Source organism: Labrys okinawensis, from assembly GCF_002982075.1.
GTDB classification, from domain to species: domain Bacteria; phylum Pseudomonadota; class Alphaproteobacteria; order Rhizobiales; family Labraceae; genus Labrys; species Labrys okinawensis_A.
In genome coordinates this window covers 209,110-234,710 of the sequence record NZ_PUEJ01000009.1, presented here as the reverse complement: position 1 = coordinate 234,710, position 25,601 = coordinate 209,110, and the positions used below count along the sequence as shown (strand labels likewise).

Here is a 25,601-nt window from a genome sequence, read left to right as displayed (position 1 = left end):
GTTCCTCTGGAGAGTGACGATTTTTTATAGTTGTTTTCAGTCGGTTGCCGGCCCGGGCCTGCCCGGACCGACGGCTCAGAACCCGCTGATCAGCTCGATCTTCGATCCGTCCGAGAAGCGGGAAAAACGGAAATTGGCCGGGTCGACCAAGGGCGGCCGCCCCGTGACGAGATCGGCCATCAGCTTGCCGGCGGCCGGACCGATGCCGAAGCCGTGGCCGGAAAAACCGGTGGCGATGTGGAAGCCCGGAATGGCTTCGACCGGTGAGATCACCGGCACGGCATCCGGCGTGACGTCGATATAGCCGGCCCAGCGCTGGGCGATCTCCGCCTTGGCGAAGACGGGGAAGGCCTTGGTGAGATTGGCCAGGGCGACGTCCGTCAGTTCTTTCGCCGGCTCGGGATCGAGCACGCGGCAGCGTTCGAAAGGGCTGACCTCGTCCATCGCCCATTGCTTCGGCACGCGGGCTTCTTCGAAGAAGCGGCTCCCCATGCGCAGATTGAGCGATCGCCATTCCTTGCGCAGCGCCGGCAGGAAGTCGAAGAAGAAACGGAAGCTGTTGGGCACGATGTCGACGACGTTCTCGTGCCCGGAGGCGATGGTGTAGCCACCATCGGCACGCTTGCGCACGGCAAAGCCGTTGGACCAGATCGCCGGTTCCGGCCCGCCTTCGAGCGGCTTGGTGCGCAGCACCGAGTTCTTCACCTTCAACTGCGGCAGGCGGATGCCGAAACGGCCCGAGAACAGGCTCGACCAGGCCCCGCCGGCCAGGACGACGGCGCTGCAGGCGATCGGGCCGCGTTCGGTGACGACGCCGCTGATCGCCCCGCCCGACGTCTCCACGCCGCGCACGGCACATTCGGTCAGGATGGCAGCCCCCTTGCGCCGCGCCGCCTCCGCGATCAGCGGCGCGGCGCGCTGCGGTTCGGCCCGGCCGTCCTCGGCGGTGAAAAGCGCGCCCTTGATATCCATGGTCGTGCCAGGGAACATCCGCCTGTACTCGCTGCCCGAGATCATGCGCGAATCGAGCTGGTAGCCGTCGAGATTGCGGTTCCAGCGCTCGTGGTCGGCATATTCCTTGTCGGTGGCGCAGGTGAACATGATGCCGGCGCGCGCATAGCCGGTGTCGCCCTCGACCCGCTGGTCGAGCGTCTTCCAGATCCTCAGCGCCTCGGCCATCAGCGGCACTTCCCGCGGGTCACGGCGCGAGATGCGCACCCAGCCCCAATTGCGGCTCGACTGTTCCTGGCCGATGCCCCCCTTTTCGCAGAGCGCGACCTTGAGGCCCCGCTCGGCCAGTTCGAGCGCCGTCGAGGTACCGATGATGCCGCCGCCGATGACGACGACATCGACCTTGGCGGGCAGCGTCGCATCGCCTTGAACGGGAATGACGGTGGGGCCGGGCATGTCAGTAGGACTCTTCGAGCTGGCAGTTGATGGTGAATTCGGCGACGCTGGCTTCGTTGGGCAGTTCGATCAGCATGGCGATGATGCGGGCCAGGTCATGCGGCGAGGTCATCTTCTCGGCGGCGCGGTCAGTCAGGCCGAGGGCCATGTCGGTGGCGACGAATCCAGGGCAGATCGCGGTGGCGCGGATGCCGCGCTCGAAGCCTTCGTGACGGATGCCGTGCGCCAGGGCGACGGCCGCATATTTGGAGATGGAATAGAGCCCGGCCTGCGAGGACTTGACCCGCTTGCCCGAGAGCGAGGCGATGACGACCACCCGCCCGCTCCCGCTTTCCGACAATGCCTGCCAGGCCGCCTTGGCCAGACGCCGCGGTGCCTTGACGTTCACGGCCAGCATGGCGTCGAGATCCTCGTCCTCGGCCTCGATGACGTTTCTCGGGATCATGATGCCTGCATTGGCGATAACGGCATCGATGCGCCCGAAACGCCGCAGCGCCGCACCGGTCCAGTTCGCCTCGGCTTGCGGATCGGTGGCGTCGTAGGCTTGGAGATGCACCCGCTCCGGATCCGCCCAGGCCGGCTGTTCCGGATGCCGCATGCCCAGCGAGAGCCGCCATCCCCGGCGCGCGAGTTCGGCCGCCGCCGCCTGCCCGATCCCCCGATTGGCGCCCGAGACCAGGGCCACCCTCTGCTCGCTCATACAACCTTTCCTTCCTTGTCGGCACCATGCTGAGGCGGCAGGCCCACGAAGCGGCGATAGGCCCGCTTGAGGATGTCCATGACCTGTCTCTGCTCATGTTCGGGAATGAAATCGAAAAAGCGCTTCGACTGCTCCGTCGCCAGCACACGCACCTTGGCGGCCAGCTCGGCGCCGGCAGGCGTGATATAGAGTTCGTGTGCCCGGCTGTCGTCGGATGAAATCCTGCGGGTGAGCAGCCCCTGCTCGATCATATGGTCGACCAGCCGCCCCATGGCGGAACGGTCCTTCATCACCAGATGGGCGATCACCGAAGGGCGGATGCCGGGATGGCTGTCCACCAGCAGCAGCGTGGTGACCTTGCCGGTGCCCTTGGCGACTTCGAGACCGTCGAGCCATTCGTCGAGGTCCCGCGATACGGCCAGGCTGATCACCCGGATATAGAAGCTCAACGTATCCTCCAGCACATCGAGATCGATATGCTCGGGCAGCGTCGGCGGTTTAGCCCGTGTTCCCTTCATCGAGCACCCCATGCAACATGGCGCGTTCACGACCGAACGCCCGTTGCTTTCATTCCTGTTCGGCGCGTCTTGCGATCCATGGCGAGCCCGCCGAATTGCAGACGCTCAAGCATTTGCTCTGGATACCGGCAGGTTTCCCGGTGCGGCGGCGAACCGCCGTCATATCAGGCTGGTGACGGTATCAAACGACAGATAGTGGACAAACACAACTAATTTGGGCGTGCCCTTGGGTGACAGGTTCTCCTTTTTCGTTGCTCCGGTTCTCTGGGTTCAGGCGGCAGGCTCCCACTCGCTGCCCGGAATGGCCGCCACCAGGCGTTTGGTGTAGTCGTTCTGCGGCTTCCGAAAGACCTGCGCCGGCGGCCCGGACTCGACGATCCGGCCCTTGAACATCACCGCGACCTCGTCGCAGATCTGGCTGGCGACGCGCAGGTCATGGGTGATGAAGATCATCGCCAGATGCATCTCCTTCTGGATGCGTGCCAGCAATTGCAGGATCTGGGCCTGGATCGAGACGTCGAGCGCGGAAACCGCCTCGTCGGCGATCAGCAGGACAGGATCGAACATCAGCGCCCGGGCAATGCCGATGCGCTGGCGCTGGCCGCCGGAGAATTCGTGCGGAAAGCGGTCATAGGCACCGGAATCGAGGCCGACGCGGCCGAGCAGGCCGATCGCCTTTTCCTTGGCCTTGCCGGCGGCCATGCCCTGCGCGATGGGCCCGACGGTGAGAATGCGCCCGATCGTGTGGCGGGGATTGAGCGAGGCGTAGGGATCCTGAAAGATCATCTGGATGCGCGGGCGCAGCGGGCGGAACTCGTCCTCGCGCAACGGCGCGATATCCCGCCCCTCGAACAGGATGCGGCCGCCATCGCTGCCCATCAGCTTCATCAGCACCCGCCCCAGCGACGACTTGCCGGAGCCCGATTCCCCGACGAGCCCGAGCGTGCAGCCCTGCCGGATCGAGAAGCTCACATCGTCGACGGCACGCACCGGCGCGCCCTTGGTAAAGAAGCGCCCCTGCCCCTGATAGGTCTTGCTGATCCCCTCGGCCGCCAGGATGACGGGTGGCAGTGCGGCAGGCGCAGCATCTTGGGAGGCCATGCGCGGGACCGCCGCGATCAGCGTCTTGGTATAGGGGTGCTGAGGGTCGCGCAGAACTTGGGCGGCGGTACCCTGCTCCACCAGCCGGCCCTTTTCCATCACCACGACGCGGTCCGCGATCTCGGCCACCACACCGAAATCATGGGTGATGAACATCACGCTCATGCCCTTGCGGCGCTGGATCTTGCGGATGAGCTCGAGGATCTGGGCCTGAGTGGTGACGTCGAGCGCCGTGGTCGGCTCGTCGGCGATCAGCACGTCCGGGTCGAGGGCGAGAGCAATGGCGATCATCACGCGCTGGCGCTGGCCGCCCGAGAGACGGAAGGGATATTGGTGACGAATGGCGGCGGGATTGGGCAAGCCGACTTCGCCGAGGAGTTCGACGACCTTTTGCTGCCGGGCGGCCGGCGTGCCCACACCATGGGCCTCCATCGCTTCGGCGATCTGGTCGCCGATGGTCATCAGCGGATTGAGAGCGGAAAGCGGATCCTGGAAGATGATCGAGACGGCCCGGCCGCGCAGGTCGCGCAGCTGTTCCTCCCGGGTCGCCAGCAGGTCCATGCCCTTGAACAGGATATGCCCGCCCGTCACCGTCAGCGACGACGATAGCAACCCCATGATCGTGTTGGCGGTAACGGATTTGCCCGAGCCGGATTCGCCGATGATGCAGAGGATCTCGCCGGCCTTGAGCTCGAAGGAGATGTCCTCGACGGCGTAGGGCCGTTCCATGTTGCGCGGCAGGCTGACGGTGAGCTTCTCGACCGACAGGATGGTGGCGCCCGGGGTTTTCGGCTCGGCGTCGGAGACCAGCATCGTGACCATCCTTCCCAATCACCGGCGGGAGGTCAGTAACCCGCCCTCGATATAGTGGACGATTACAACTAATTTTGCCGGCGGCGCCAAGTGGAAATTTCAGGCAGGGAAGGTATCTTGTTGCCGCAATAGACAGCAGGCCGGTCAGGCCGCGTTCGGCTGGGTGCCGGAAAACGAACGCGGCAGCAGGCGGAAATAGGCCAATCCCTGCCCGGCGCCGCGTGCCACCAGGAAGCCGATCAAGGCAAGCCACAGGCCGTGATTGCCGAGGGGCTGCAGCAGCCACCACAGCCCGAAATAGCAGGCGAGCGCCACCGCCATCAGGTTGCGCATGGCTGCGTTCCAGGTGGCGCCGACATAGATGCCGTCGAAGGTGAAGGCGAGCGCACCGGCTATGGGCGTGACGGCGGCATAGGGCAGGAATTGCCGGGCCAGTTCGCGGACCGAGGCGCTGGTGGTCATGAAATCGATGAAGGCCCCGCCCGCCGCGAACAGCACGGCGGACATGGCGATCGCCAACCCCAGGCTCCAGATCACCGAATAGCGCACGGCCTTTTCGAAGGACCGCCGGTTGTTGGCGCCGATCGAGCGCCCGCTGAGCTGTTCGGCCGCTGTGGCGATGCCGTCGAGGAAATAGCCGCCCACCAGGAAGAAATTGTTGAGGATGGCGTTGGCGGCCAGCGTCACGTCGCCGGCCAACGCACCCTGGCGCCCGAAGAAGACGAAGGCGGCCAGCAAGGCGAAGGTCCGCAGCATGATGTCGCGGTTGATGGCAATCATGCGCACAAACTTGGCCTTGTCGAAGACGAGGGCGCTCGGCACGCCCAGATGTCCGCCGAAATGGGCGATCACCACGGCCAGGCCGGCACCGACGCCAGCCGTCTCCGCCAGTGTGGTGGCCCAGGCGGTGCCGGCGACGCCCCAGCCCATTCCCAGCGTGAACAGGATGCAGAGCAGGATATTGACCACGTTGATGCCGATCTGCAGGAACAGGCCGGTGGTGGTGCGTCCCAGGCCGATCAGCCAGCCGAGCACGGCATAATTGGCGAAGGCGAAGGGTGCCGACCAGATACGGATGGCAAAATAGATTTCCGCCGCATGGGTTACCTCGGGCGAGGCGCCGAGAAGCGGGAAGGCAACAGCCGCAATCGCGCGTTGCAGCGCCACCATGGCGAAACCGAGCACGGCGGCCATCACCAACGCCCGCAGGAACACCGCCCGCTGTTCCAGCCTGTCGTCGGCGCCGACGGCCTGCGCCGTCAAGCCGGCGGTGCCCATGCGCAGAAAGCCGAAGCCCCAGAACAGGAAATCGAACAGGAGGGCATTGAGCGCCACCGCGCCGAGCAAGGCCTCGCTGCCGATCTGCCCGATCACGGCGGTATCGACCAGCCCGAGCAGCGGCGTGGACAGATGCGCCAGAGTCATCGGCGCTGCGATGCCGATGACGATGCGGTGGCTGACGGGAACGGGGCGGACGGGGATGTCGATCGAAGCGGCGGGCATGGGCGGTGATTTTCCTCGCGCCTTGGTAGCCCCAATCAAGAGTCATTCCAAGGTGCCCGCCCAAGATACTCCGAGCCGATTTGCCCGCCCCCGTTACGAGCCGTTCCCGGGAACCGGTTGCGCCAAGCGCAAAGCCGCCCCCTGCCCGGCATTATCCTTCTCCGCCTCTTCGCTGAGTTCACGGCCCCGTGTTTCCGGCAACAGGGCGATGGCGAGGAGCACGAAGAAATAGGCGCTGACCGCGGTGACGGCCATGGCGTCGCGCAGCGGGAGGTGCCCGCCTGCGGTCATCAGGCCGATCACCGTGGGAAAGAACGCGCCGGCGGCCCGGCCGAAATTATAGGCAAAGCCCTGGCCATTGCCCCGGATGGCATTGGGGAACAATTCGGTGAAATAGGGCCCGAGCGCGCTGTAGATGCCCAGAGCCGCAAAGCCGAGCACGAAATCGAGCGCAAACATCACCGCGCCGCCGCCCGGCAGATAGAGGAAGGCCGGAATGAAGATCCAGTTCAGCAAGGCAAAGAGCAGGAAGTTGCGCCGGCGGCCGATGGCATCGCACAGATAGGCGGCGACGATATAGCCCACGAAGGAGCCCACGGTGAGGACGAACATGTGATAGCCCACGCCCACCGTGGAGATCTCCCGCACCGTCTTCAGGAAGGTCGGCAGCCAGATCACCATGGAAAAGCCGCCGGCCTGCACGCCGAAGGCCAGGAGCGAGGTCAGGCTGGTGGTGCGCAGATAGCGCCGGTGGAAGATCATCAACGGGCTGACGGGCGCTTCGCCGGCCTTCACCCTCTTCTCCCGGGCCGCCAGGAAGACGGCCGGCTCGGGCACGCCACGCAAGGCGAGCAGGACAAGGATGGCCGGCGCCGCGCCGAGCCAGAACATCCAGCGCCAGGCCTGCGTATCCGGCAGGGTCGCGAACAGGATGGAGGAGAGGATCGCGGCAATGGCATAGCCGATCGCATAGGCGCTCTGCACGGTGCCGACGGCCTTGCCGCGATATTCGGAACGGATGATCTCGCCCATCAGCACGGACCCGGCAGCCCATTCACCGCCGAAGCCGATGCCGGACAGGATGCGGGCGGCGAGCAGTTGTTCGAAGGAGTTGCAGAATCCGCTCAGCACGGTGAAAAATGAGAACCAGAGGATGGCGAGCTTCATGACGCGCACGCGCCCGATGCGGTCGCTCAGGATGCCGGCCGCCCAGCCGCCGATGGCGGAGGAGATCAGGGCCGAAGTTCCGAGAAAGCCGGCCTCGGCATTGGTCATGCCCCACACCGCGATCAGGGTGGGGATGAGAAAGCTGTAGAGCTGGGTGTCGAGCGCATCGACGGCCCAGCCGCCGAAACAGGCATAGAGCGTCTTGCGCTCGGTACGATCGAGACTGGTGAACCAAGTGAACATGCCTTCCTCCCTGCTTCCGGCCTTGTGATTGGGGCTGCACGTCCGGCCCGATGGGCAAGGCGCGAGCGATGGGGGCCGGTTATGTCTGTACGCATAGATCGACACGGCGCGGATGCAGGACAGGCGCCTGCCTTCGGCGGCCGGAAGGCGCCGCAGAGACAGACCACGCCTCAGGGCCCGCGCCTTAAGCCGCCTGGGCCACGAGTTCCTCCAGCCCGAGCACGCGTGCCGTGTTGGTCGAGACCATCCGGCGGACTGCCTCGTCGGAATAGCCGAGCTCCAGGCACAGGCGCACGCCGCGCCGGAACCCTTCCAGCGGGCGGAACACGCCGACCTGGCCGAGATCCGAACACAGGATGGTGCGGTCGATACCGGCCGCCTCGATCTGCTGGCGCAGGTCCTCCCCCGAGCGGGTCTTGAACTTGGATCCTTCCAGGAACATGCAGAGCGAATGCTCCACATAGGCTCCCATGGCGGCGATCCCCTTCACATCCTCCAGGCTCGCGCCGACGATGTCCTCGGGGTGGGTGAAGATCAGGCGCTCGACACCGCGGCGCCGCGCTTCCTCGAACAGGATCCAGGTTTCGCTGACATGCAGGTGGCCGCTGGCAAGCGCCATGCGATTGCGGGCGATGACGTCCAGAACTTCCTTCACGTCATCCAGCACCCGCCGGTTGGCATCGAGAACCGGGACCGCCCGGGCCGGCCGCATCTTCTGGGTCGAGGCCGGATGCGACCAGGCGGAGGTCTTCTCCCATTCGAGATGGTTCTCGGCGGCCAGAGTCGGCATCCAGACGATCTTGCCGCCCATCGCCGCAGTATGCTCGACGGCATAGGGGTTGATGCCCCCCACCACATTGTTCAGCACGATGCCCGAAAAGATCTTGGTGGTCAGGTCCGGATGGTGGCGGGAAATCAGGGCAGCCGTCGCCACGCCGGCATAATCGTGATCCTTGGTGACCACCGCCGCAAAACCGGCCTCCGACATCTCACGGGCCAGTTCCAGGTGGTCGAGGCCGCGCGGCGCGATCGAGGGACCGCTATGCACATGGGGATCGATCGCGCCCTTGAGCAGCACGTCGATACGCCCGTTATCCCCGGCCGATCCGGTATCGATGGTGAGTGCATCCATGCTCGTGGCTCCTTGCCTGTCGGTTCCGCCATGCGATCGCTGCTCTAGGAGCCGACGCCAGTACCCTCGGCCGGCATGGGATAGTCTGCGGCGTTCAGCACCCAGCCGGGCTTCAGCGAAAAATCCAGGCGCGGCGGGCAGAAGATGTCGACCAGCTGGTTCACCCCGGCCAGCATGCCGCGGGAGGTATGGATCGCCGGCGGCGGGATCACCATCACCGACGGCGCTTCGCAATATTCGTGCTGGTCGTCGCGCCAGGCGTTGAGATCCGTGGTCCAGGGCCAGCGCAGATGATGGGTGAAGGCTCCCTCGAGTGCGAGGGAGATCTGTTCGAAATCGTCATGGTGATGCGGCGAGAGCTTGGTGACGTCGCGCGGGCCGTGCTGTGCCGGCAGGACGTTGACCATCATGGTCGAGCCGCGCCAGATGCGCCCGAACCGCCCCGGCTCGTCTGGCACGTCGAGCGAATAGACATGAAGCCGGGGCCCGTCCGTGGCTTCCGGCCAGGGCTGGAACGGTGCGACATTGGGATGCGGCGCGGCATAGGATGCCGTGTTCGCGCAGCGCGCCACGAGATCCTCGGCCCTGGTGGTGAACAGCCGCACGACCGGCCCCGATCCCGCGATCCGGATGGCACTCGGGCCGGGCGGAACGAAGGCGATGGAATAGCCCGGCACGAGTTCCTTGCCGCCGGCGGTCTCGACCTCGGCGCTCGCGCCGGCATCGGGCAGCAGCAGCACATATTCGTCCGGCTGAGCGGAACGGATAAAACAGGCGCCATCCCGCGCTTCGCTGTAGGCGACCACGCAATGCTGGCTGCGGATGAGCCAGCTGCGGCCATTGGCATCGTCCTCCTGAGGCGCAGTCTCGTAGAACTTGCCGCAATCGGCGCCGGCGAACGCGGTCGCCACCGGCCCGGGCTGGACCGACGCCAGCGTCGAACGCGGATCCGAAGCGTCATACATGGCAACCTCCCATGAGCCGGACGCAGCTCGCGCCAAATCGGCTATTTCTTTTTTGTTTCACTAGTTGAAACGATGTTCCATTTATTTTTGAAGCAAAGTCCTCCCTTGTCAAGAGGGCCGCCAACGGCCGTCAATCGAGCACGTAGCCCAGCGCTTCGGAAACCTGCCTTGCCGCCCTGACCGTCCGCTCGATCTGCTCGGCGGTGGGCGTTTCGGTGATGTATTGCACGGAATCGACGATCGCCAGCGTCCCGACCAGGGATCCGGCGGCATCGAAGACCGGGGCAGCCAGCGCGTTCAGGCCGATCAGGATCTCGTTCGGCGCGATCGCCCAGCCGGCCTGGCGCACACGCTCGATCTCCTTGCGCAAGCCGCCGGGCGTAACGATCGTCGCCTGCGTACGGCGCTCCAGGCGCATGCCGAACACGGTGGCCCGCAAGGCGTCGTTGCCGAAGGCAAGGGCGATCTTGCCCTGAGCCGAACTGTGAAACTCCAGCAGCGATCCCGGCCGTACGCCGATTTCGACCGCGGATTTGCCCGGCACGGTGGTGAGCACGCGCACCCCATCCGCCTCGAGCTGGGCGATGACGGCGGAATGACCGAGACTGTCGCGCAAGTCCCGCAGGGCCCGCGCGCTGGCCGAGACGATGTCGCGCCCCTCCCCCACGGCCTGCCCTAGTTTGATCAGGCGGCTGCCGAGCTGATAGCGCTCCGTCTCCGGCAGCTGGACGATGTAGCCATGCTGCACCAGCGTCTGCAGATAGCGCCAGATCCGGCTCTTGGTGGTCTCCAGGGCAGCGGCCATGGCCGATACGCCCATCGGCCGCCCCTCCTCCGCCAGCAACTCCAGGATACGCATGGCCAGAACCACCGCCTGCACACCGTCACCGCCCGGACCGCTGACACGAGGCATTCTTCATTCCCTCACGAGGAAGGGCGCGCTTGGCCATTGACAAGGGTGCCCTTTGGGTTGAACCTAATTACAGAAACAATGTTTCGACTAACGAAACAAGAGAAAATGATCGCCATGCACGACAACGTCCCCGCACGCCCGGCCGAAGCCTTCCGCCAGCGCCTGCTGTCGCGAAAGGCCCTGCTCGGATCGTTTATCAAGACCCCCACCGTCCACGCGACTGAGATCCTCGGCGATCTCGGTTTCGACTTCGTTGTCGTGGACGAGGAACATGCGCCCTTCGACCGCGGCCAGACCGAACTGATATTGCTGGCCGCACGCGCGGCGGCTACCGCCGCGATCGTCCGCGTGCCCGAGATCGACCGCATCCTCGGCGCCCTCGACGACGGAGCGGCTGGGGTGCTCGTCCCGCACATTTCCACCGCAGGCAGGGCGCGGGAAGCCGCCGCGGCCTGCCGTTATCGCGGCGGCCGGCGCGGCTTTTCCAATTCGCCGCGTGCCGGGCGCTATGGCGGCCTCGGCATTTGGCCGCATGTCGACCGGCAGGACGCGCATGTCAGCCTGATCGCCATGATCGAGGATCCGGAAGCGTTGGGGGAGATCGATGTCATCCTGGCAACCGAGGGGCTCGATGCCGTCTTCATCGGTCGGGGCGATCTCACCGTGGCCCTGCAGGCCGAGAGCCCCGACGCGCCCCCTGTCCAGGCCGCCGTCGAGACGATCTGCGCCGCGGCCGGGCGGGCCGGCAAACCCGTCTGCATGATGGTGGCCAGCGCCGCCGAAGCGAAGCGCTACCATGCCCTCGGCGCCTCCGCCTTCATCATCGCTTCGGACCAGGCCTTCATGCGCAAGGCAGCGACCGAAAGCCTGGGCAGTTTTTCCAAGGAATTCGCCGCGTAACGGCGGCGCACCGCAAGGCTCCAGCCTCTTATTTGCGCCCGCCCGAGGGCGCGGATTTCAGCAGGCGCAGCACGAGCCAGACCGGAATCACGATCACCGCGCCGAGCAGGAAATAGCCGAACAGGTCCTTGATCATGCCGAAGCCCTGCGCCGACAGGCGCTCGAGGAAGTGCCGAAGCCTGGCAAGGAGCTCCCAGGGCGTCAGGTCGAGCCAGGCCAGCACGAGCCCGACGGCAACGGAAACCACCACCAGCTTGATGATCGTGCCCATCACCGAACCGCCCATGAACTTCTCCAGCCCAGCCATACCTAGCCTCCAGTCGTGTCCGCCCCTATTTCGGGCGTGACGGCCGCGCGGTCAAGCATGGCGGTGAGGCTTTCCAGCCTGTCCGCCTCGCCCGGCGGCTTGTCCCAGCGCAGGCGGGCCAGGCGAGGAAAGCGCATGGCGACGCCGGATTTATGGCGGCTGGAACGCGCCAGTCCCTCGAAGGCGACTTCCACCACCAGGCCTTTTTCGGCCGTGTGGACGACTTCCCGCACCGGCCCGAAGCGGTTCACCGTATTGTTGCGGACGAAACGGTCGATGTCGCGCAATTCCTCGTCGGTGAAGCCGAAATAAGCCTTGCCGACCGGGACCAGCTCCTCGCCCTTCCACACGCCGAACGTATAGTCGGAATAGAAGGAGGAGCGCTTGCCATGGCCGCGCTGGGCATACATCAGCACGGCGTCGATGCGGAACGGCTCGCGCTTCCATTTGAACCACAGCCCCTTCGGCCGGCCCGGCACGTAGAGGCTGTCGCGCCGCTTCAGCATCAGCCCCTCGACCGCTGCCGCATCGGGACCGGCGCCCGCACCGGCCGGATTCTCGCGAGCCAGGGCCAGGGCATCAGGCGTCGCGAAGGTTACCAACGGCGAGAGGTCGAGGCGCGGCGAAGCGAGGCGGGCCACGAAGGCTTCCAGCCGGGCTCGCCTTTCCATGAAGGGGCGGCCGCGCAGATCCTCACCCCCTTCCGCCAGCAGATCATAGGCCCTGATATGGGCCGGATAGTCGGCGATGAGCTTGGGGGTCACGCTCTTGCGATTGAGCCGCTGCTGGAGAGCGTTGAAATTCTCGATGCGGCCTTCGCCATCCTCACCGAAACGTCGCACCAGCAACTCGCCATCAATGGCGCCTTCGAAGTTGAGAGCCTCGACGAGATCGGGAAAGGCGGGCGCGATATCCTCCCCGGTGCGCGAATAAAGGCGAAGCACGGGCCCGTTGGCGGTGAGCGCTCCGACGGCCTGGACGCGAATGCCGTCCCATTTCCATTCCGCCACATGGCTGTCCGGCAGGATGGCCGCGAGGTCGCCCTCTTCCAGGGCATGGGCCAGCATCACCGGCCGGAACGGGGCGGGATTGCCGCTTTCCGGCCGCTCCCCCTTTCCTTCCGCCCAGGCGAACAGCCCCTCATAGGGCGGCTGCAGGCCCGGCCAGGCAAGCTCGATATCGTCGGCAGACAGGGAGCCCAGCGCCGCCACCGCACTCTTGGCGAGGCGGGCGGAAGCACCGATCCGGAGTGCACCCGTGATCAGCTTGAGGAAGGCCCAGCGCCCCGTCTCGTCCAGCGCGTCGAGATGGCGGGTGATCAGGGCAGGCATCTCAGAGCGCCCGGCCTGGCTGAGGGCCTCCACCACCTCCGACAAGGTGGGCGCATGATTCATGCCTGGCCGGACCGGCCACATCAGGGCGATGGTTTCGGAGAGGTCGCCGACATAGTCGTAGGACAGCGCGAAGAGTTCGGGATCGGCGCGCTCGCCGATCAGCTCGCGCAGCAGGGCCGGCTTGGCATTGCGGAAGGACAGTGCCCCGGTGATCGCCGCCAGCGCATAACCGCGGTCCGGATCGGGGGTCTCGCGGAAATAGCTGGTCAGCAGGCGCAGCTTGGCGTTGCGCCCCGGCTCATAGGCCAGGCGGTCGAGCAGTTCGGCGAAGCGGTTCATGCCTCTTCGCCCTCCTCGTCGCCATAGCCGATCATATGCAAAGGCTGCGCCTTCAGCCCCCGGCTGCGGGCCCAATGCACCAGCGCGTCCTCCTGGCCATGGGTGACCCACAGCTCCGAGCAGCCCGTCTCCAGGATGGAGCGCTGCAGGTCTGGCCAATCGGCATGGTCGGAGATCACCAGCGGCAGCTCGGCGCCGCTCTGGCGCGCCCGTGCCCGGATGCGCATCCAGCCCGACGCGTAGACGCTGAGGGGCTCCGGCATCTTGCGTGACCAGACCTCCTGGGCCGCGCTGGGCGGACAGAGAACGATGGCGCCGGCCAGCACGGCCGGCTTGACGTCGCGCACCAGCTGCAGCGCGCCGAGCTCGATGCCGAAGTCCTGGTAGAGGCGCGTCACCTTTTCCATGGCGCCATGCAGATAGATCGGCGCCTGATGCCCGGCCTGGCGGGCCATGGCGATGATGCGCTGGGCCTTGCCGAGGGAATAGGCGCCGACGAGATGAGCCCGCTCGGGAAAAAGCGCCAGCGAATCCATGAGCTTGCCGATCTCGTGCCTGGGATCGGGATGGTGGAACACCGGCAGGGCGAAGGTGGCCTCCGAAATGAAGACATCGCAGCGTATCGGCTCGAAGGGCAGGCAGGTCGGATCGGCCTGGCGTTTGTAATCCCCGGAGGCCACGATGCGCAGGCCCTGCGCCTCGAAGGCGATCTGCGCCGAGCCCAGCACGTGGCCGGCGGGATGAAAGGTCACATCAACGCCGCCGAGACCGAGCGTCTGGCCGAGGATGGCGGTCTGGCGGGTCTCGCAAAAATCATCACCATAGCGCGCCGCCATGATCGCCAGCGTCTCGGCGGTAGCCAGCACCTGGCGATGGCCGGCGCGGGCGTGATCGGAATGGGCATGGGTGATCAGAGCCCGCTCGACCGGCCTCACGGGATCGACATGGACGTCCGCCGGCGGGCAGTACAGCCCCGACGGCGTCGGAATAAGCAAGTCCGAAGGCCGCATGGCGAGAACATAGGGTGGAACAGGCAGAGGGCCAAGATGTCACCGGCAGTGCGCCTCGATCTTCGCTGGGTATGGCGTCCCGAACAGGATGACACGGCTGCGGCCATGCGATACCGGAAGAGACACTCCTGGAGGTCAAATCCCGATGCTGCTCAACCCGACGCCGACGCTGATCAATGCCCGATCGCCGGCACCGTCCGTGCGCAAACATTTTGTCGGCGTAGGCCTTGCGGCAGCCCTCGCCGTCTTCGGCAGCGGCCATGCCAGCGCCGCCGAGCGCATCGCCCCCAAGGTGATGGTGATCACCATGTTCGGCGAGGAAACCAAGCCCTGGCTGGAAGCCCGCAAGCTGACGACGAAGATCAAGGTTCCCGGCCTGTCCAAGGACTATCCCGAAGTCGCCTGCGACACGCAGGGCCTGTGCGTGATGACGACGGCCATGGGCTATGCCAACGCGGCCAGCTCGACGGCGGCGCTCGTCCTCGGCGACAAGTTCGATCTGAAGCAGACCTATTTCCTGATAGACGGCATCGCCGGCGTCGATCCCAGGGACGGTACGCTGGGATCGGCGCTGTGGGCGCGCTATGTCATCGATGGCGGGCTGCGCCACGATATCGATCCGCGCCAGATCCCGTCAGACTGGCCCGATGGCATGCTGCCGCTCGGCGCCGCCAAGCCGGGCGACAAGGCGGGCTGGAATGCCGGCACCGAGGTCTATGCGCTCAATCCGAAGCTCGCGGAAAAGGCCTTCGAGCTTACTCGCTCCGTCGAACTCGCCGACGGTAAGGAGGCCGAGACCTATCGCGCCCGCTACCAGGACGAGGCTGCCCGCGCCAAGCCGGCGGTGAAGCTGTGCGACACCGTCTCGATCGACACCTATTGGCATGGATCGAAGATCGGCGATGCCATGGAACGCTGGGCCAAGCATGCCACGGATGGCAAGGCGAACTATTGCACCACGCAAATGGAAGACAATGCCACGTTGACCGCCCTCAAGCGTGGCGCCGATGAGGGCCTGCTCGACTTCGAACGCATCGCCGTGCTGCGCACAGCTTCCAACTTCGATCGCGAAGCGCCCGGCCAGAGCGTGGCGGAATCTCTCTCGGCCAAGTCCGGCGGCTTCGGCCCGTCCGTCACCAATGCCTATCGCGTCGGTTCGGCTTTCGCCGACGCGGTCATCAAGAACTGGCCATCATGGTCGGCGGGAAAGCAATAAGCGCCTTCTGGCGCGTCCTGGGACGTCGTGGTGCTCGCAACCTTGATGAGGGCTGTGGGCATCACGATCTGTATAGGGCCCGACAGGCCGTTCTGTCCGCCCGGCTTTTTCCTGCAGCCATACCATGCTCAAAGCCCGTTCCTCCGGCAACGCCATTGCCGATCGGCGTTTCGCCTATGCCATGGACTACAAGGCGGGGGGTGATCCCCTCTCCGCTGCCGAATTGGTGATGCAGGCCCTCGATGAAGCGCCGGATTGGGCCGCCGGCTGGCTGGCTCTCGGCGATCTCAACGAAACGCTCGGACGCCGGGGCGAAGCCATCGACACCTATCGCAAGGCGCTTCATCTCGATCCGGACGATGAAGCCGGCGCCGGCGCGCGCCTGGCCCGGCTTGGCGAGATACCGGCGGATGGTGCCATGACGCCGGCCCACATCACCGCCCTGTTCGACGAATATGCCCCACGCTTCGAGCGCTCCCTGGTGGATAATCTTTCCTATCGCGGGCCTGCGCTGTTGCGCATGGCTCTGGAGAGGTCTGGACGGGACGGACCGTTCGAACGCGTCCTCGATCTGGGCTGCGGCACAGGCCTGGTGGCCGAGACCTTCCGCTCCATCTGCCGGGACATCGTCGGAGTCGACCTGTCCGCCGCCATGCTGGCCAAAGCGCGGGCCAAGCAGATCTACCGGCATCTGGAGCAAGCAGAGATCGGCGATTTTCTCCTGCGGCAGGACGCCGGCAGCGTCGACCTGATCCTGGCAGCCGACGTCTTCATCTATTTCGGTGATCTCGACGCCGTCTTCCGGCAGGCCGCGCGCGTGCTGGCGCCCGGCGGGCGTTTCGCCTTCACGGTCCAGAGCCAGGACGGACCTGCCGCCTTCATTCTCAATCACGATTTGCGGTACGCCCATTCACGCCAGGGCATCGAGGGCTGGGCGGTCGCGGCCGGCCTGCAGCTGCGCCATCTCGACGATGCCTGGGCCCGCACCGACCGAGGCGCGCCGGTGCCGGGCCTTGTGGCCGTGCTTGGGCGATAGCCGCGCCTGAGGGAAAGACAGCGGCGCCGCTCCCGGTACGCCAAGCGACTTGGCGAAATGACTTCCCCAGCGTAAGGAGGGCTCGGGGGACTTGGCCGCTTGCCGGCCAGAGGAGAGTCACGCGCTAGAGCAGGGTGATTTTTGGTTGAATCGTTGGATTCCCAAATCGATTGAGAAGTGATTCAAGATAGCTGCGGCGGAGGAGGCCGCAGCGAATGGCAGTTCCTTATTCGATGGACCTTCGTGAGCGGGTTGTTCGAGCGGTCAAGGAAGAAGGGTTTTCGCGCAACCAGGCGGCGCTGCGTTTTGGCATAGCGGTTTCGACGGCGGTGCTTTGGCTGCAGCGGGACAAGGCAAACGGCAGTGTGGCGCCGGGGAAGATGGGGGGCCATAAGCCGCGCGCGATCAGCGGTGAGCATCATGACTGGCTGGTTGGGCGCTGCCGAGACGGAAGTGCCTTCACGATCGCCAAGTTGATCAAGGAATTGGCCGAGCGCGGGCTCAAGGTCGACCATCACAGTGTGTGGAATTTCCTGCACGAGCAGAAGCTGAGTTTTAAAAAAGGACGCTGGTCGCCAGCGAGCGCAGCCGGCCCGACGTCGCCCGGCGCCGGCAGCAATGGATCAAATACCGTCCCCTGATCACCCCCGAGCGGCTTGTGTTCATCGACGAAACTTGGACCAAGACCAACATGGCCCCGCTCCGCGGCTGGAGCAAATGCGGCGAGCGGCTCGAGGCCGTCGTTCCCCATGGCCATTGGAAGACCCAGACCTTCATTGCCGCTCTGCGCCATGATCGGGTGGAAGCACCCTGGGTCCTGGATGGTCCGATCAACGGCGAGAGTTTCCGCACCTATGTGGAAACCCAACTGGTTCCAACCTTGAAGCCGGGCGACATCGTCGTCATGGACAATCTTGGCTCCCACAAGGGAAAGCAGGTACGCCAAGCCATCCGAGAGGCAGGAGCAAAGCTGCTATTTCTGCCCAAATACTCCCCCGATTTGAACCCAATCGAGCAGTTCTTCGCCAAACTCAAACACTGGCTGCGCCAAGCCGCCGCTCGTTCTCTCGATGAGCTCACGCACGCCATCCAGCACATCTTGCAGCAGACCAAACCCTGCGAATGCGCGAATTTCTTCGCTAACGCAGGATATGATCGAACCTAATTTCATAATGCTCTAGAAGGGGGTATTATGTTTTCGAGAATTTCCGTGGTCGCCTTGGCGGGTCTTGCCTGCGCAAGCTGCGCCACCAGCGATGGCCTGCAGACCCTGACGAGGACAACCGATCAGACCTCGCGCGGCCGGGTCATCAAGAACACCACCCGTATCACCAGCGGCATCCTGGCCGGCAACTTGATGGTGTCGAATTTCTACTACTGGAATCGGCCGCAACCGGTAACGGCGCCAATCCTGCGTGACATGGACATCCGGGCCCGCCGCGCCGGTTGCCTCGACGGCAATGCCCCGACGCGCAGCAGCGTCAGCGCCCGCTGGGGCACCTACACCTCGGCCTACCGCATCATCGGCCACTACGACTGCGACTGATGCCCTCGCCAGATCGCGGCAAGGCGCCTCGGGCCAAGGAGCGTGAGTAAAACTGCGTTTTCACCCAAACGCACCTTGCTTCATTCAAGCCGGCAGTGGACATCTGACCCCGGCACGCCAATATCTCCGCAGGAATCGGCGATAGTGGCATGAATGAACAGACCGGGATGCAGGAGACAGGAAATCCGGCCTCCAATGCTCCCCTCCCAACTCTTCCGGCGATCTTCGCGAACTGGTTTGCGGCCCGCGGCTGGACGCCGCGGCCGCATCAGCTCCAGCTCGTCGAGAAGGCGCGCAGCGGACGTTCGGCCCTGTTGATCGCCCCCACCGGCGCCGGCAAGACTCTGGCTGGTTTCCTGCCGAGTTTGATCGATCTCGCTCCTCGCCGCGCCAACGCCCCCTCCGCGCTCCATACCCTCTACATCTCACCGCTGAAGGCCCTCGCCGTCGACGTCGCCCGCAATCTGGAGCGCCCGGCCGGTGAGATGGGACTGCCCATCCGGATCGAGACCCGCACCGGCGACACGCCCCAGGCCAAACGCCAGCGCCAGAAGCGCGACCCGCCCGACATCCTGCTCACCACGCCCGAGCAGCTGGCTTTGCTGCTGGCAAGCCGGGAAGCCGCCGACCTGTTCGGCAGCCTCAAACGCGTGGTGCTCGACGAACTCCATTCCATCGTCACCTCCAAACGCGGCGACCTGCTTGCCCTCGGCCTGGCGCGCCTGAGACATTTCGTGCCGGACCTCGAAGTCGTCGGCCTCTCGGCCACGGTGCGCGACCCGGATGAACTCCGGCGCTGGATCGTGCCCCAGCATCCCGGGCGCCCTGATATGGCGGACCTGGTGGTCGCCGAGGGCGGTGCCGCGCCCGTGCTCGATATTCTCGAAACCGCCGAGCGTCTGCCCTGGGCCGGCCACACCGCCCGCCACGCCATGGCCGAGCTCTACGCCCTGATCAAGGCCCACAAGACCACGCTCGTCTTCGTCAACACCCGCATGCAGGCCGAGTTCGTGTTCCAGGAACTGTGGCGGGTGAACGAGGAGAGCCTCGCCATCGCACTCCATCACGGCTCGCTGGAAGTCGGCCAGCGCCGCAAGGTCGAGGAGGCCATGGCCGCCGGGCGGCTCAAGGCGGTGGTCTGTACCTCAACCCTCGACCTCGGCATCGACTGGGGCGACGTCGATCTCGTCATCAATGTCGGCGCGCCCAAGGGCGCTTCCCGCCTGCTGCAGCGCATCGGACGCGCCAATCACCGCCTGGACGAGCCCTCGCAGGCTATCCTGGTGCCGACCAACCGCTTCGAGGTGCTGGAATGCAAGGCCGCCGTCGATGCGGCCAAGGCGGGCGAGCAGGACACGCCGATCGCCCGTACAGGCGCCCTCGACGTGCTGGCCCAGCACGTGCTCGGCGTCGCCTGCGGGTCGCCCTTCGACGCCGATGCGTTGTTTCAGGAAATCGCATCCGCCGAAGCCTATGCCGGGCTCGATCGCGCGACCTTCGACGACGTGCTCGCTTTCGTGGCCACCGGCGGCTACGCCCTGAAGACCTATGACCGCTTCGCCAAGATCCGCCAAGGCAAGGATGGCCTCTGGCGGGTCGCCAATCCCATGGTGGCGCAGGCCTACCGGCTGAATGTCGGCACCATCGTCGAGGAAGCCCTGCTCAAGGTACGCCTCTCCAATCGCGGCCCGCGTGAGCCGACGCGCATGGCCGCTGACAGGCCGACGCCTTATTTGCCCTGGTTCATGGATCCGAAAGCCTCAGGCCCGCCCAAGCGCAAGCCAGGCGAGACGACGGCCCGGCGCGGCTTCGGCCGGGTGCTCGGCGAGGTCGAGGAATATTTCGCCGAGGGGCTGTCGGTCGGCGACACCTTCCTGTTCGCCGGGGAGATCCTGCGCTTCGAGGGCATCCAGGAGGAGGATGTGCTGGTCACCCGCGCTCCGCCCGGCCGGGACCCGAAGATCCCCTCCTTCGCCGGCGGCAAGTTTCCGCTCTCCACCCATCTCGCCAGCCGCGTTCGCTCGATATTGGCCGACCCCGACAGCTGGGGCGGCCTGCCCGATCAGGTCGCCGACTGGCTGCGCCTGCAGCGCGATATCTCCCGGATGCCGCCGGCCGGCGACCTTCTGGTCGAGACCTTTCCGCGCGGCAACCGCCATTACCTCGTCTGCTATCCCTTCGAGGGCCGCCTCGCCCACCAGACGCTCGGCATGCTGCTGACCCGCCGGCTGGAACGGGCGAAGCTGAAGCCCATGGGCTTCGTCGCCAACGACTATGCGCTCGCCGTGTGGGGCGTCTCGGACATGCACAGGGCCGCCATGGACCAGCTCTTCGACCAGGATATGCTCGGCGACGATCTCGAGGAATGGCTGGCGGAATCCGCGCTGATGAAGCGCATGTTCCGGACCTGCGCCATCATCTCCGGCCTGATCGAGCGCCGCGCTCCCGGCAAGGAGAAGACCGGGCGCCAGATCTCGGTGTCGACCGACCTTGTCTATGATGTGCTGCGCCAGCACGAACCCCATCACATCCTGATGCGCGCCGCCTGGGAGGATGCGCGCACCGGTCTGCTCGACCTCCAGCGTCTTTCCACCATGCTCTCGCGCATCAGGGGTCGAATCATCCATAAGAAGCTGGATCGCATTTCGCCCCTGGCGGTGCCGATCATGCTGGAGATCGGCCGGGAGCCGGTCTATGGCGAGGCGACGGACAGCGTCCTCGCCGAGGCAGCGGATGATTTGATCGCGGAGGCCATGGTTGGACGGCAGGATCGAGCCGACGATAGAGAAAGCGCCTGAGATGATCCGGCGGGACGAAGCCGTGCTGGCCGTCGCCGGCGTCGAATTCCTCGCCACCGCCGACGGCGCGCTGGTCTGGCCGGAGGAAAGCCTGGTCGTCGTATCGGACCTGCATCTTGAAAAGGGATCCTCCTTCGCCGAGCGCCGCGTGCTGCTGCCGCCCTACGATACGGCCGAGACCTTGAAGCGCCTGATACGGCTCCTGTCCCGCTTCGGCGCCAGGCGGCTGATCTTTCTCGGTGACAGCTTCCATGACCGCCGCGCCGATGCCCGCCTCGCCCCGCGCGATCGGGAAGCACTGCAGCGCTGCATCCACGGGCGCGACATATTCTGGATCGCCGGCAATCACGATCCCGATCCCCCGGCGGGCCTCGGCGGCACCGCAACGCCGGAGCTGGCGATCGGGCCGGTGCTGTTCCGCCACGAGCCGTCGGCGAGAGCCGAGCCGGGCGAGATCGCCGGCCACCTGCATCCGGTTGCGCGGGTGGCGACGCGCGGGCGCTCGCTGAGGCGGCGCTGCTTCGCCGGTGATGGCCGGCGCGCCATCCTGCCGGCCTTCGGCGCCTATGCCGGCGGGCTGAATGTGCGCGACGCCGCCTTCGCGCCGCTCTTTCCCGACGGTTTCACGGCCCATCTGATGGGCGATGAACGCGTCTTCGCCTTTCCGAAGGCGCGCTGCCTGGGCGGGTGAGAGGGTGCCATGTCCTTCCCCCTTGCGGGAGAAGGCTCGCTGCATCCCATTGTGCTGCAATAACGCCACCCTCAGCAGGGATGATGCGCAGCTTTGCCGCTATCGAGCGCTGCACGCTGCGACGGGGTCAGGCGCGGCTCGATCTCCGCCAGCTTCATCAGGGCATCGGCATCCCCCGCTGCAGCGGCCAGCGCGAGGAAGCGGTAGGAAACGGCGAGGTCCCGCGGCGTGCCGAGGCCCCGTGCGGCCAGCAGGGCATAGTTGTACTGGCTGGCGACATGGCCCTTTTCGGCGGCCTGGTGGAACCAGCGGGCCGCCTGTTCGTAATCGGGAGCGCCCATCACGGAACCATTGGCATAGAGCACGGCCAGATTGTACATCGCATTCACGGAGCCGTGCTCGGCCGCGCGCTGATACCACAGCCCCGCGAGCACGGCGTCCTGGCCAACGCCCCTGCCCTTGTCATAGGCCCGCCCCAGCAGGAACAAGGCCGGCGTATAGCCCATCTGGGCAGCCTGGCGATAAAGCCCGGCCGCCTTGGCGAGATCCTGGGTGGGAGCATCGGGCCGATCGAGCCGGCGCGCTTCTTCGAACCAGGCCAGAGCCTGACCGGCCTGCTCGGGTTTGGGAATGGCGATTGCCGGACGCATCTGGGGAGCAGCCGACGTGCTCAGGCGCGTCACGGGCCGGCTGCTGGGTGCCGCGCCGGCCTTGCCGCCCTGCAGCGCGCCCAGCATCATGGTCACGGCCGCCAGGCCCAGCAGGATCGGGCGCTTGTGCCGTTTGTAGAAAGGTTCACCGCCGGTCACGGGATCGTTCTCCTCGCGCGTGATGGCCCCCTCGGCCTCGTTTGCAGCTCGCGCCGCCCGCCGCGCTGCGGCTATGAAGGCGCTGCGTGTTCCGCCCGGTGGCGGCGAACCGCCTGCCCCGAGTGCGGAAACCTGGCTGGGGCGGCTGGAATTGTGCGGCGTGTCGGCGAATGAGCTGCGGAGCCCGTCACCCGCAAGGGACCGCGGCAAGTCATCCGACCAGGTGACGTCGTCGGGGCGTTCGCGGCCGAACAAGGGCGGGACCTCCGACAGATCCGGCGGCCCGGCCACGACCGCTCCCCCGCGGCTCCTGATCAGGTCCTCGACGGCGCTCAGACGAGTGCCGAGCTGGTGCAGCAGCGATTGCAAGGCGTCGAGAGCCGCCCGGGTGTCTCGGACATCGTCCTGCTGATACTGGCGCAGTTCGCGATAGATCCGCTGCAACTCCTCCGGCAAGGCGGCCAGCGCCGATCCAGCCAATGTCTCGCCGAATGCCTCCCGCATCTGCGCGGGACCGGGCCCGCCACCGGCGAGCCCCTCGATGCTGCCGGCCATGGCTGCGATCTGCCGTTCCAAGGCGGAGAAGGCCGCCTCGTCGACGACACGCCCATTCAGACCTTCGAGCCTGGCCATGAGCCCCGTCAGCGACGCATCGGTCGAGGATTGCATATCGTCCACGACCTGACGCAGAGCATCGATCTTCTCGTGAAGATCGTGGGCGCTCTCGGGGTGGCGGACGAGATCGCCGAGGCGGGCACGGATGTCGGCCGTCTCACGCTGAAGCGCGGCTAGCACGGCCGGATCCTGGGCCTGGCGCGCCAACAGATCGAGCTTCTTGTCGAGACGCGCAAATTGTTCCGGGGAACGGATGTTGGCAACGTGCCGACTGAGATCCGCCACCTCCGCGCGCAAGCCGGCGAGATCCTCCTGGCTGGATGCAGCCGGAGGATGACTGCGCCTGAGTTCTGCGACCTCCCGCGTCAGCGCCGCAATCTGCTCACTCAGATCATCGCGGGGCGCAGGCGAGGCCGATGGCGCGGCTACGGACGAGCCGATCCTGTCCGCCATGCCGGCAATGCGCTGCTCGAGATCCCGCGTCAAGGCATCGAGAGCGTCGTCTGCGCCGGCCGGCGCCGCAGAGGCGGGCCGGCCCGCGAAACCATCCACGAGGGCATCGACCAGGGCGGCCAACTGGGCTTCGCTCTGCTCCTGCCTGTGGATAAGCTGCTCGATCAGCCCCGCCATTCTGGCTTCGCTCGCGCGGATGTGGCGGGCGAGCACCGCCGCGCTGACTTCTACCGTCCGGCTCCCCAGCATCGGCTTTTCGGAATCACTACCTGAATACCTCCCCTCAGTCTTGGCCAGCCGCCGTGCGATCGCAGCCAAAGGCGATTCCGGCAGGTCGCTCTGCGCCTCAAAAAGCGGTGGTTCATGCAATTTCTGCTCGGCAACAGTGGTTTTGAGCCATTGCGCAAGCGTCATGCCCGAGCGGCGCGCCAGGATGGTGGCAGCCTCGCGCGTCTGGGAATCGACGCCCTCGACACTCCATGACGCTACTTGGCTCATTTGGCTTCCCATGCCGGCGAACGGCCTGATTCTCACGCCTCTCCCAGTTTTTTTCCCCGGAAAACCGGGCTGGAAACGCATGGAGAGGGCGGTACGCAGTGCCCGCAACAGCAGGTTTCGCGCAACAGGGTAAATATCCTGTTAACTCCCACTGCCCTAACGCTCTTCCCGGAGGCAACAACATTATAGAGCATCCAAAGCGCTTTTTTTACTAAAAACCTTGCTATCCAAGCTGCAAAGCAGACAGGAAAGTGGGATACCTTGCTGGAAGCGGCATTAGACTTTGCGACAGGGTCAGAATTCTGTTGATGTCCGTGTTGTTCGAAACGCTCAACGCGCCCTAATTTAATACGTTACCCTTGAAAGGAAGCAGAGCGAGGGCTATGATCTCCAAGCTGGAGATTTGGGCGTTCGCTTGGTAATATATTAATTGCTGACGCCCCCCGGATTTCGTATTATGGTACCTGTTGCAACGAATGAGTAGCGGCGCTGCTAGCCTGTAACGGGCGCGAGAGAGAGACCATGTCAAAGTTGGAAGCCAGGTCGGCGACAAACACAAAAGGCCAACCGGTGACGGTATTCGTAGCAGAAACAGAAAACGCTACGAATAGTACGACCACCTATACAATAGGTGACCTTGCGCGAGAGTTTGGCGTCACCTTGCGAACCCTGCGTTTCTATGAGGACAAGGGCCTTCTCAATCCTACGCGCGACAACCTGACTCGGCTTTATAGTGCACGTGATCGTGAGCATCTGCAACTTATCCTTAAGGGTAAGCGGCTGGGTTTTACCCTGGTGGAAATCGGCGAGATGATCGCCCATCACGGTGAAGGCAAGACGGCGAGTCTCGACATCAGCGCCAGCACCGTCCGCGAGCAGATCGAGCATCTGGAACGCCAGCGCCGTGAAATCGATGAGGCCCTGGCCGAATTGCGCCGCAGCTATGACGGATTGGCCAACGCCCTGCCGCGCTAGGTGGCCGCATTCCAGCGTCGAAAGTACCTGATCGGCAGCGCAGCCTTCCTGGTGTTTGCCGGTCTTGGTCTATGGGCTCTCTTCCTGTCCCAGCACAGGCCCATCGGCCTGATCGACAAGCCGTTCAAGCTGACGGATGCCGAGGGCCGCATTTTTGACTCCAGGGAATTGCAGGGCAAGCCGAGCCTGGTCTATTTCGGCTTCACCCACTGCCCCGACATCTGCCCGACGACCTTGTTCCTGCTCGCGCAGGTCCTGAAGAAACTCGGGCCGGATGCCGCGCGGATCAACGCCCTCTTCATCACCGTCGACCCCGACCGGGACACGCCCGAGCAATTGAAGGCAAGCCTCGCCGCTTACGACCCTCATCTGCGCGGCCTGACCGGCGATCCCGCACAACTCGCCGCGCTGCGTGTTATTTACGGCATAGATGCAAGAATTCTGGCTGGGACGGGCAGGAATTACAATATCGACCACACCAATACTGTATTCGTGCTCGACAGGGGCGGCCGCGTGCGGTCGAGCTTCGACTTGCATGCTTCTTCGGACGAAGTGGTTGCACTCCTGGAAGCTGTCATGCAGGGTCGATAGAGTGCGGGATCGAGGATCGGT

At 65.4% G+C, this 25,601-nt stretch carries 22 protein-coding genes; 9 read left to right on the top strand and 13 right to left on the bottom strand.

Features of this window, described 5'->3' with window-relative positions:
- Window positions 1–75: 75 nt before the first annotated feature.
- The 9 genes from C5L14_RS23060 to C5L14_RS23020 all read right to left on the bottom strand — a co-directional run bounded on the left by C5L14_RS23060 (window position 76) and on the right by C5L14_RS23020 (window position 10,462).
- Window positions 76–1,407, bottom strand: coding sequence for an NAD(P)/FAD-dependent oxidoreductase (locus tag C5L14_RS23060; RefSeq protein ID WP_105864414.1), 1,332 nt, complete (start codon window positions 1,405–1,407; stop codon window positions 76–78).
- Between the two features lies 1 nt (window position 1,408).
- A complete protein-coding gene (locus tag C5L14_RS23055; protein ID WP_105864413.1) occupies window positions 1,409–2,107 on the bottom strand; it encodes an SDR family NAD(P)-dependent oxidoreductase in 699 nt (232 codons plus the stop codon).
- Window positions 2,104–2,625, bottom strand: coding sequence for a MarR family winged helix-turn-helix transcriptional regulator (locus C5L14_RS23050; RefSeq protein WP_105864412.1), 522 nt, complete (start codon window positions 2,623–2,625; stop codon window positions 2,104–2,106). Before C5L14_RS23050 ends, C5L14_RS23055 begins: the two co-directional genes overlap by 4 nt.
- A 270-nt stretch (window positions 2,626–2,895) precedes the next feature.
- Window positions 2,896–4,539 (bottom strand): ABC transporter ATP-binding protein, encoded by a 1,644-nt coding sequence (locus tag C5L14_RS23045; RefSeq protein WP_105864484.1) that lies wholly within the window; start codon window positions 4,537–4,539, stop codon window positions 2,896–2,898.
- Between the two features lie 144 nt (window positions 4,540–4,683).
- Window positions 4,684–6,042 carry an MATE family efflux transporter gene (locus C5L14_RS23040; protein WP_105864411.1) on the bottom strand — a complete coding sequence of 453 codons (1,359 nt, stop codon included), beginning with the start codon at window positions 6,040–6,042 and terminating at the stop codon, window positions 4,684–4,686.
- 93 nt (window positions 6,043–6,135) lie between these two features.
- Window positions 6,136–7,452, bottom strand: a complete 1,317-nt coding sequence (locus C5L14_RS23035) for an MFS transporter (RefSeq protein ID WP_105864410.1) — start codon at window positions 7,450–7,452, stop codon at window positions 6,136–6,138.
- A 184-nt stretch (window positions 7,453–7,636) separates the two neighbouring features.
- Window positions 7,637–8,584 (bottom strand): DUF6282 family protein, encoded by a 948-nt coding sequence (locus tag C5L14_RS23030; RefSeq protein WP_105864409.1) that lies wholly within the window; start codon window positions 8,582–8,584, stop codon window positions 7,637–7,639.
- 44 nt (window positions 8,585–8,628) lie between these two features.
- Window positions 8,629–9,549, bottom strand: coding sequence for a hypothetical protein (locus C5L14_RS23025; protein WP_105864408.1), 921 nt, complete (start codon window positions 9,547–9,549; stop codon window positions 8,629–8,631).
- Window positions 9,550–9,679: 130 nt separating this feature from the next.
- Complete coding sequence (locus tag C5L14_RS23020) at window positions 9,680–10,462, bottom strand: IclR family transcriptional regulator (protein WP_105864407.1); 783 nt, start codon at window positions 10,460–10,462, stop codon at window positions 9,680–9,682.
- A gap of 114 nt (window positions 10,463–10,576) precedes the next feature.
- Between C5L14_RS23020 and C5L14_RS23015 the strand changes: the two genes are divergently transcribed.
- Window positions 10,577–11,362: an HpcH/HpaI aldolase family protein gene (locus C5L14_RS23015; protein WP_105864483.1), complete on the top strand. Its 786-nt coding sequence runs from the start codon at window positions 10,577–10,579 to the stop codon at window positions 11,360–11,362.
- Between the two features lie 28 nt (window positions 11,363–11,390).
- Here C5L14_RS23015 and C5L14_RS23010 read toward each other — a convergent pair whose 3' ends face one another.
- The 3 genes from C5L14_RS23010 to C5L14_RS23000 are packed head-to-tail and all read right to left on the bottom strand — an operon-like array spanning window position 11,391 to window position 14,352.
- Complete coding sequence (locus C5L14_RS23010; protein WP_105864406.1) at window positions 11,391–11,669, bottom strand: DUF6460 domain-containing protein; 279 nt, start codon at window positions 11,667–11,669, stop codon at window positions 11,391–11,393.
- A 2-nt stretch (window positions 11,670–11,671) separates the two neighbouring features.
- Window positions 11,672–13,342, bottom strand: a complete 1,671-nt coding sequence (locus C5L14_RS23005) for a cisplatin damage response ATP-dependent DNA ligase (RefSeq protein ID WP_105864405.1) — start codon at window positions 13,340–13,342, stop codon at window positions 11,672–11,674.
- Window positions 13,339–14,352 carry a ligase-associated DNA damage response exonuclease gene (locus C5L14_RS23000; RefSeq protein ID WP_105864404.1) on the bottom strand — a complete coding sequence of 338 codons (1,014 nt, stop codon included), beginning with the start codon at window positions 14,350–14,352 and terminating at the stop codon, window positions 13,339–13,341. Before C5L14_RS23000 ends, C5L14_RS23005 begins: the two co-directional genes overlap by 4 nt.
- Window positions 14,353–14,497: 145 nt before the next feature.
- On the opposite strand from C5L14_RS23000, the gene C5L14_RS22995 reads away from it, so the two are divergent.
- The 6 genes from C5L14_RS22995 (at window position 14,498) to pdeM (ending at window position 21,639) form a co-directional block, all read left to right on the top strand.
- Complete coding sequence (locus C5L14_RS22995) at window positions 14,498–15,568, top strand: purine-nucleoside phosphorylase (protein ID WP_105864403.1); 1,071 nt, start codon at window positions 14,498–14,500, stop codon at window positions 15,566–15,568.
- Between the two features lie 124 nt (window positions 15,569–15,692).
- Window positions 15,693–16,604 carry a class I SAM-dependent DNA methyltransferase gene (locus tag C5L14_RS22990; RefSeq protein WP_105864402.1) on the top strand — a complete coding sequence of 304 codons (912 nt, stop codon included), beginning with the start codon at window positions 15,693–15,695 and terminating at the stop codon, window positions 16,602–16,604.
- Between the two features lie 215 nt (window positions 16,605–16,819).
- Window positions 16,820–17,769 (top strand): IS630 family transposase gene (locus tag C5L14_RS22985; RefSeq protein WP_105862481.1). Its coding sequence is split into 2 segments (ribosomal slippage): window positions 16,820–17,167 and window positions 17,170–17,769, totalling 948 coding nucleotides; the frame shifts between segments, so codons are not numbered across the junction.
- A gap of 27 nt (window positions 17,770–17,796) precedes the next feature.
- Entirely contained in the window at window positions 17,797–18,150 is a 354-nt protein-coding gene (locus C5L14_RS22980; protein ID WP_146127000.1) for a hypothetical protein, read from the top strand.
- A 167-nt stretch (window positions 18,151–18,317) separates the two neighbouring features.
- Window positions 18,318–20,948 carry a ligase-associated DNA damage response DEXH box helicase gene (locus C5L14_RS22975; protein ID WP_105864482.1) on the top strand — a complete coding sequence of 877 codons (2,631 nt, stop codon included), beginning with the start codon at window positions 18,318–18,320 and terminating at the stop codon, window positions 20,946–20,948.
- 1 nt (window position 20,949) lies between these two features.
- Entirely contained in the window at window positions 20,950–21,639 is a 690-nt protein-coding gene (gene pdeM, locus C5L14_RS22970) for a ligase-associated DNA damage response endonuclease PdeM (RefSeq protein ID WP_105864400.1), read from the top strand.
- A gap of 71 nt (window positions 21,640–21,710) precedes the next feature.
- On the opposite strand, the gene C5L14_RS22965 is transcribed toward pdeM, so the two are convergent.
- Window positions 21,711–24,014: a tetratricopeptide repeat protein gene (locus C5L14_RS22965; RefSeq protein ID WP_181161302.1), complete on the bottom strand. Its 2,304-nt coding sequence runs from the start codon at window positions 24,012–24,014 to the stop codon at window positions 21,711–21,713.
- Between the two features lie 522 nt (window positions 24,015–24,536).
- Between C5L14_RS22965 and C5L14_RS22960 the strand changes: the two genes are divergently transcribed.
- Together C5L14_RS22960 and C5L14_RS22955 are read left to right on the top strand one after the other, a co-directional pair.
- Window positions 24,537–24,989 carry a MerR family transcriptional regulator gene (locus C5L14_RS22960; RefSeq protein ID WP_105864398.1) on the top strand — a complete coding sequence of 151 codons (453 nt, stop codon included), beginning with the start codon at window positions 24,537–24,539 and terminating at the stop codon, window positions 24,987–24,989.
- Window positions 24,990–25,580, top strand: a complete 591-nt coding sequence (locus C5L14_RS22955; protein WP_105864397.1) for an SCO family protein — start codon at window positions 24,990–24,992, stop codon at window positions 25,578–25,580.
- Window positions 25,581–25,601: the final 21 nt, after the last annotated feature.

Coding starts and splice junctions, on each gene's coding strand:
- C5L14_RS23060 (WP_105864414.1), bottom strand. CDS start 1,407: ATGCCCGGCCCCACCGTCATTCCCGTTCAAGGCGATGCGACGCTGCCC.
- C5L14_RS23055 (WP_105864413.1), bottom strand. CDS start 2,107: ATGAGCGAGCAGAGGGTGGCCCTGGTCTCGGGCGCCAATCGGGGGATC.
- C5L14_RS23050 (WP_105864412.1), bottom strand. CDS start 2,625: ATGAAGGGAACACGGGCTAAACCGCCGACGCTGCCCGAGCATATCGAT.
- C5L14_RS23045 (WP_105864484.1), bottom strand. CDS start 4,539: ATGCTGGTCTCCGACGCCGAGCCGAAAACCCCGGGCGCCACCATCCTG.
- C5L14_RS23040 (WP_105864411.1), bottom strand. CDS start 6,042: ATGCCCGCCGCTTCGATCGACATCCCCGTCCGCCCCGTTCCCGTCAGC.
- C5L14_RS23035 (WP_105864410.1), bottom strand. CDS start 7,452: ATGTTCACTTGGTTCACCAGTCTCGATCGTACCGAGCGCAAGACGCTC.
- C5L14_RS23030 (WP_105864409.1), bottom strand. CDS start 8,584: ATGGATGCACTCACCATCGATACCGGATCGGCCGGGGATAACGGGCGT.
- C5L14_RS23025 (WP_105864408.1), bottom strand. CDS start 9,549: ATGTATGACGCTTCGGATCCGCGTTCGACGCTGGCGTCGGTCCAGCCC.
- C5L14_RS23020 (WP_105864407.1), bottom strand. CDS start 10,462: ATGCCTCGTGTCAGCGGTCCGGGCGGTGACGGTGTGCAGGCGGTGGTT.
- C5L14_RS23015 (WP_105864483.1), top strand. CDS start 10,577: ATGCACGACAACGTCCCCGCACGCCCGGCCGAAGCCTTCCGCCAGCGC.
- C5L14_RS23010 (WP_105864406.1), bottom strand. CDS start 11,669: ATGGCTGGGCTGGAGAAGTTCATGGGCGGTTCGGTGATGGGCACGATC.
- C5L14_RS23005 (WP_105864405.1), bottom strand. CDS start 13,342: ATGAACCGCTTCGCCGAACTGCTCGACCGCCTGGCCTATGAGCCGGGG.
- C5L14_RS23000 (WP_105864404.1), bottom strand. CDS start 14,352: ATGCGGCCTTCGGACTTGCTTATTCCGACGCCGTCGGGGCTGTACTGC.
- C5L14_RS22995 (WP_105864403.1), top strand. CDS start 14,498: ATGCTGCTCAACCCGACGCCGACGCTGATCAATGCCCGATCGCCGGCA.
- C5L14_RS22990 (WP_105864402.1), top strand. CDS start 15,693: ATGCTCAAAGCCCGTTCCTCCGGCAACGCCATTGCCGATCGGCGTTTC.
- C5L14_RS22980 (WP_146127000.1), top strand. CDS start 17,797: ATGTTTTCGAGAATTTCCGTGGTCGCCTTGGCGGGTCTTGCCTGCGCA.
- C5L14_RS22975 (WP_105864482.1), top strand. CDS start 18,318: ATGCAGGAGACAGGAAATCCGGCCTCCAATGCTCCCCTCCCAACTCTT.
- pdeM (WP_105864400.1), top strand. CDS start 20,950: ATGATCCGGCGGGACGAAGCCGTGCTGGCCGTCGCCGGCGTCGAATTC.
- C5L14_RS22965 (WP_181161302.1), bottom strand. CDS start 24,014: ATGAGCCAAGTAGCGTCATGGAGTGTCGAGGGCGTCGATTCCCAGACG.
- C5L14_RS22960 (WP_105864398.1), top strand. CDS start 24,537: ATGTCAAAGTTGGAAGCCAGGTCGGCGACAAACACAAAAGGCCAACCG.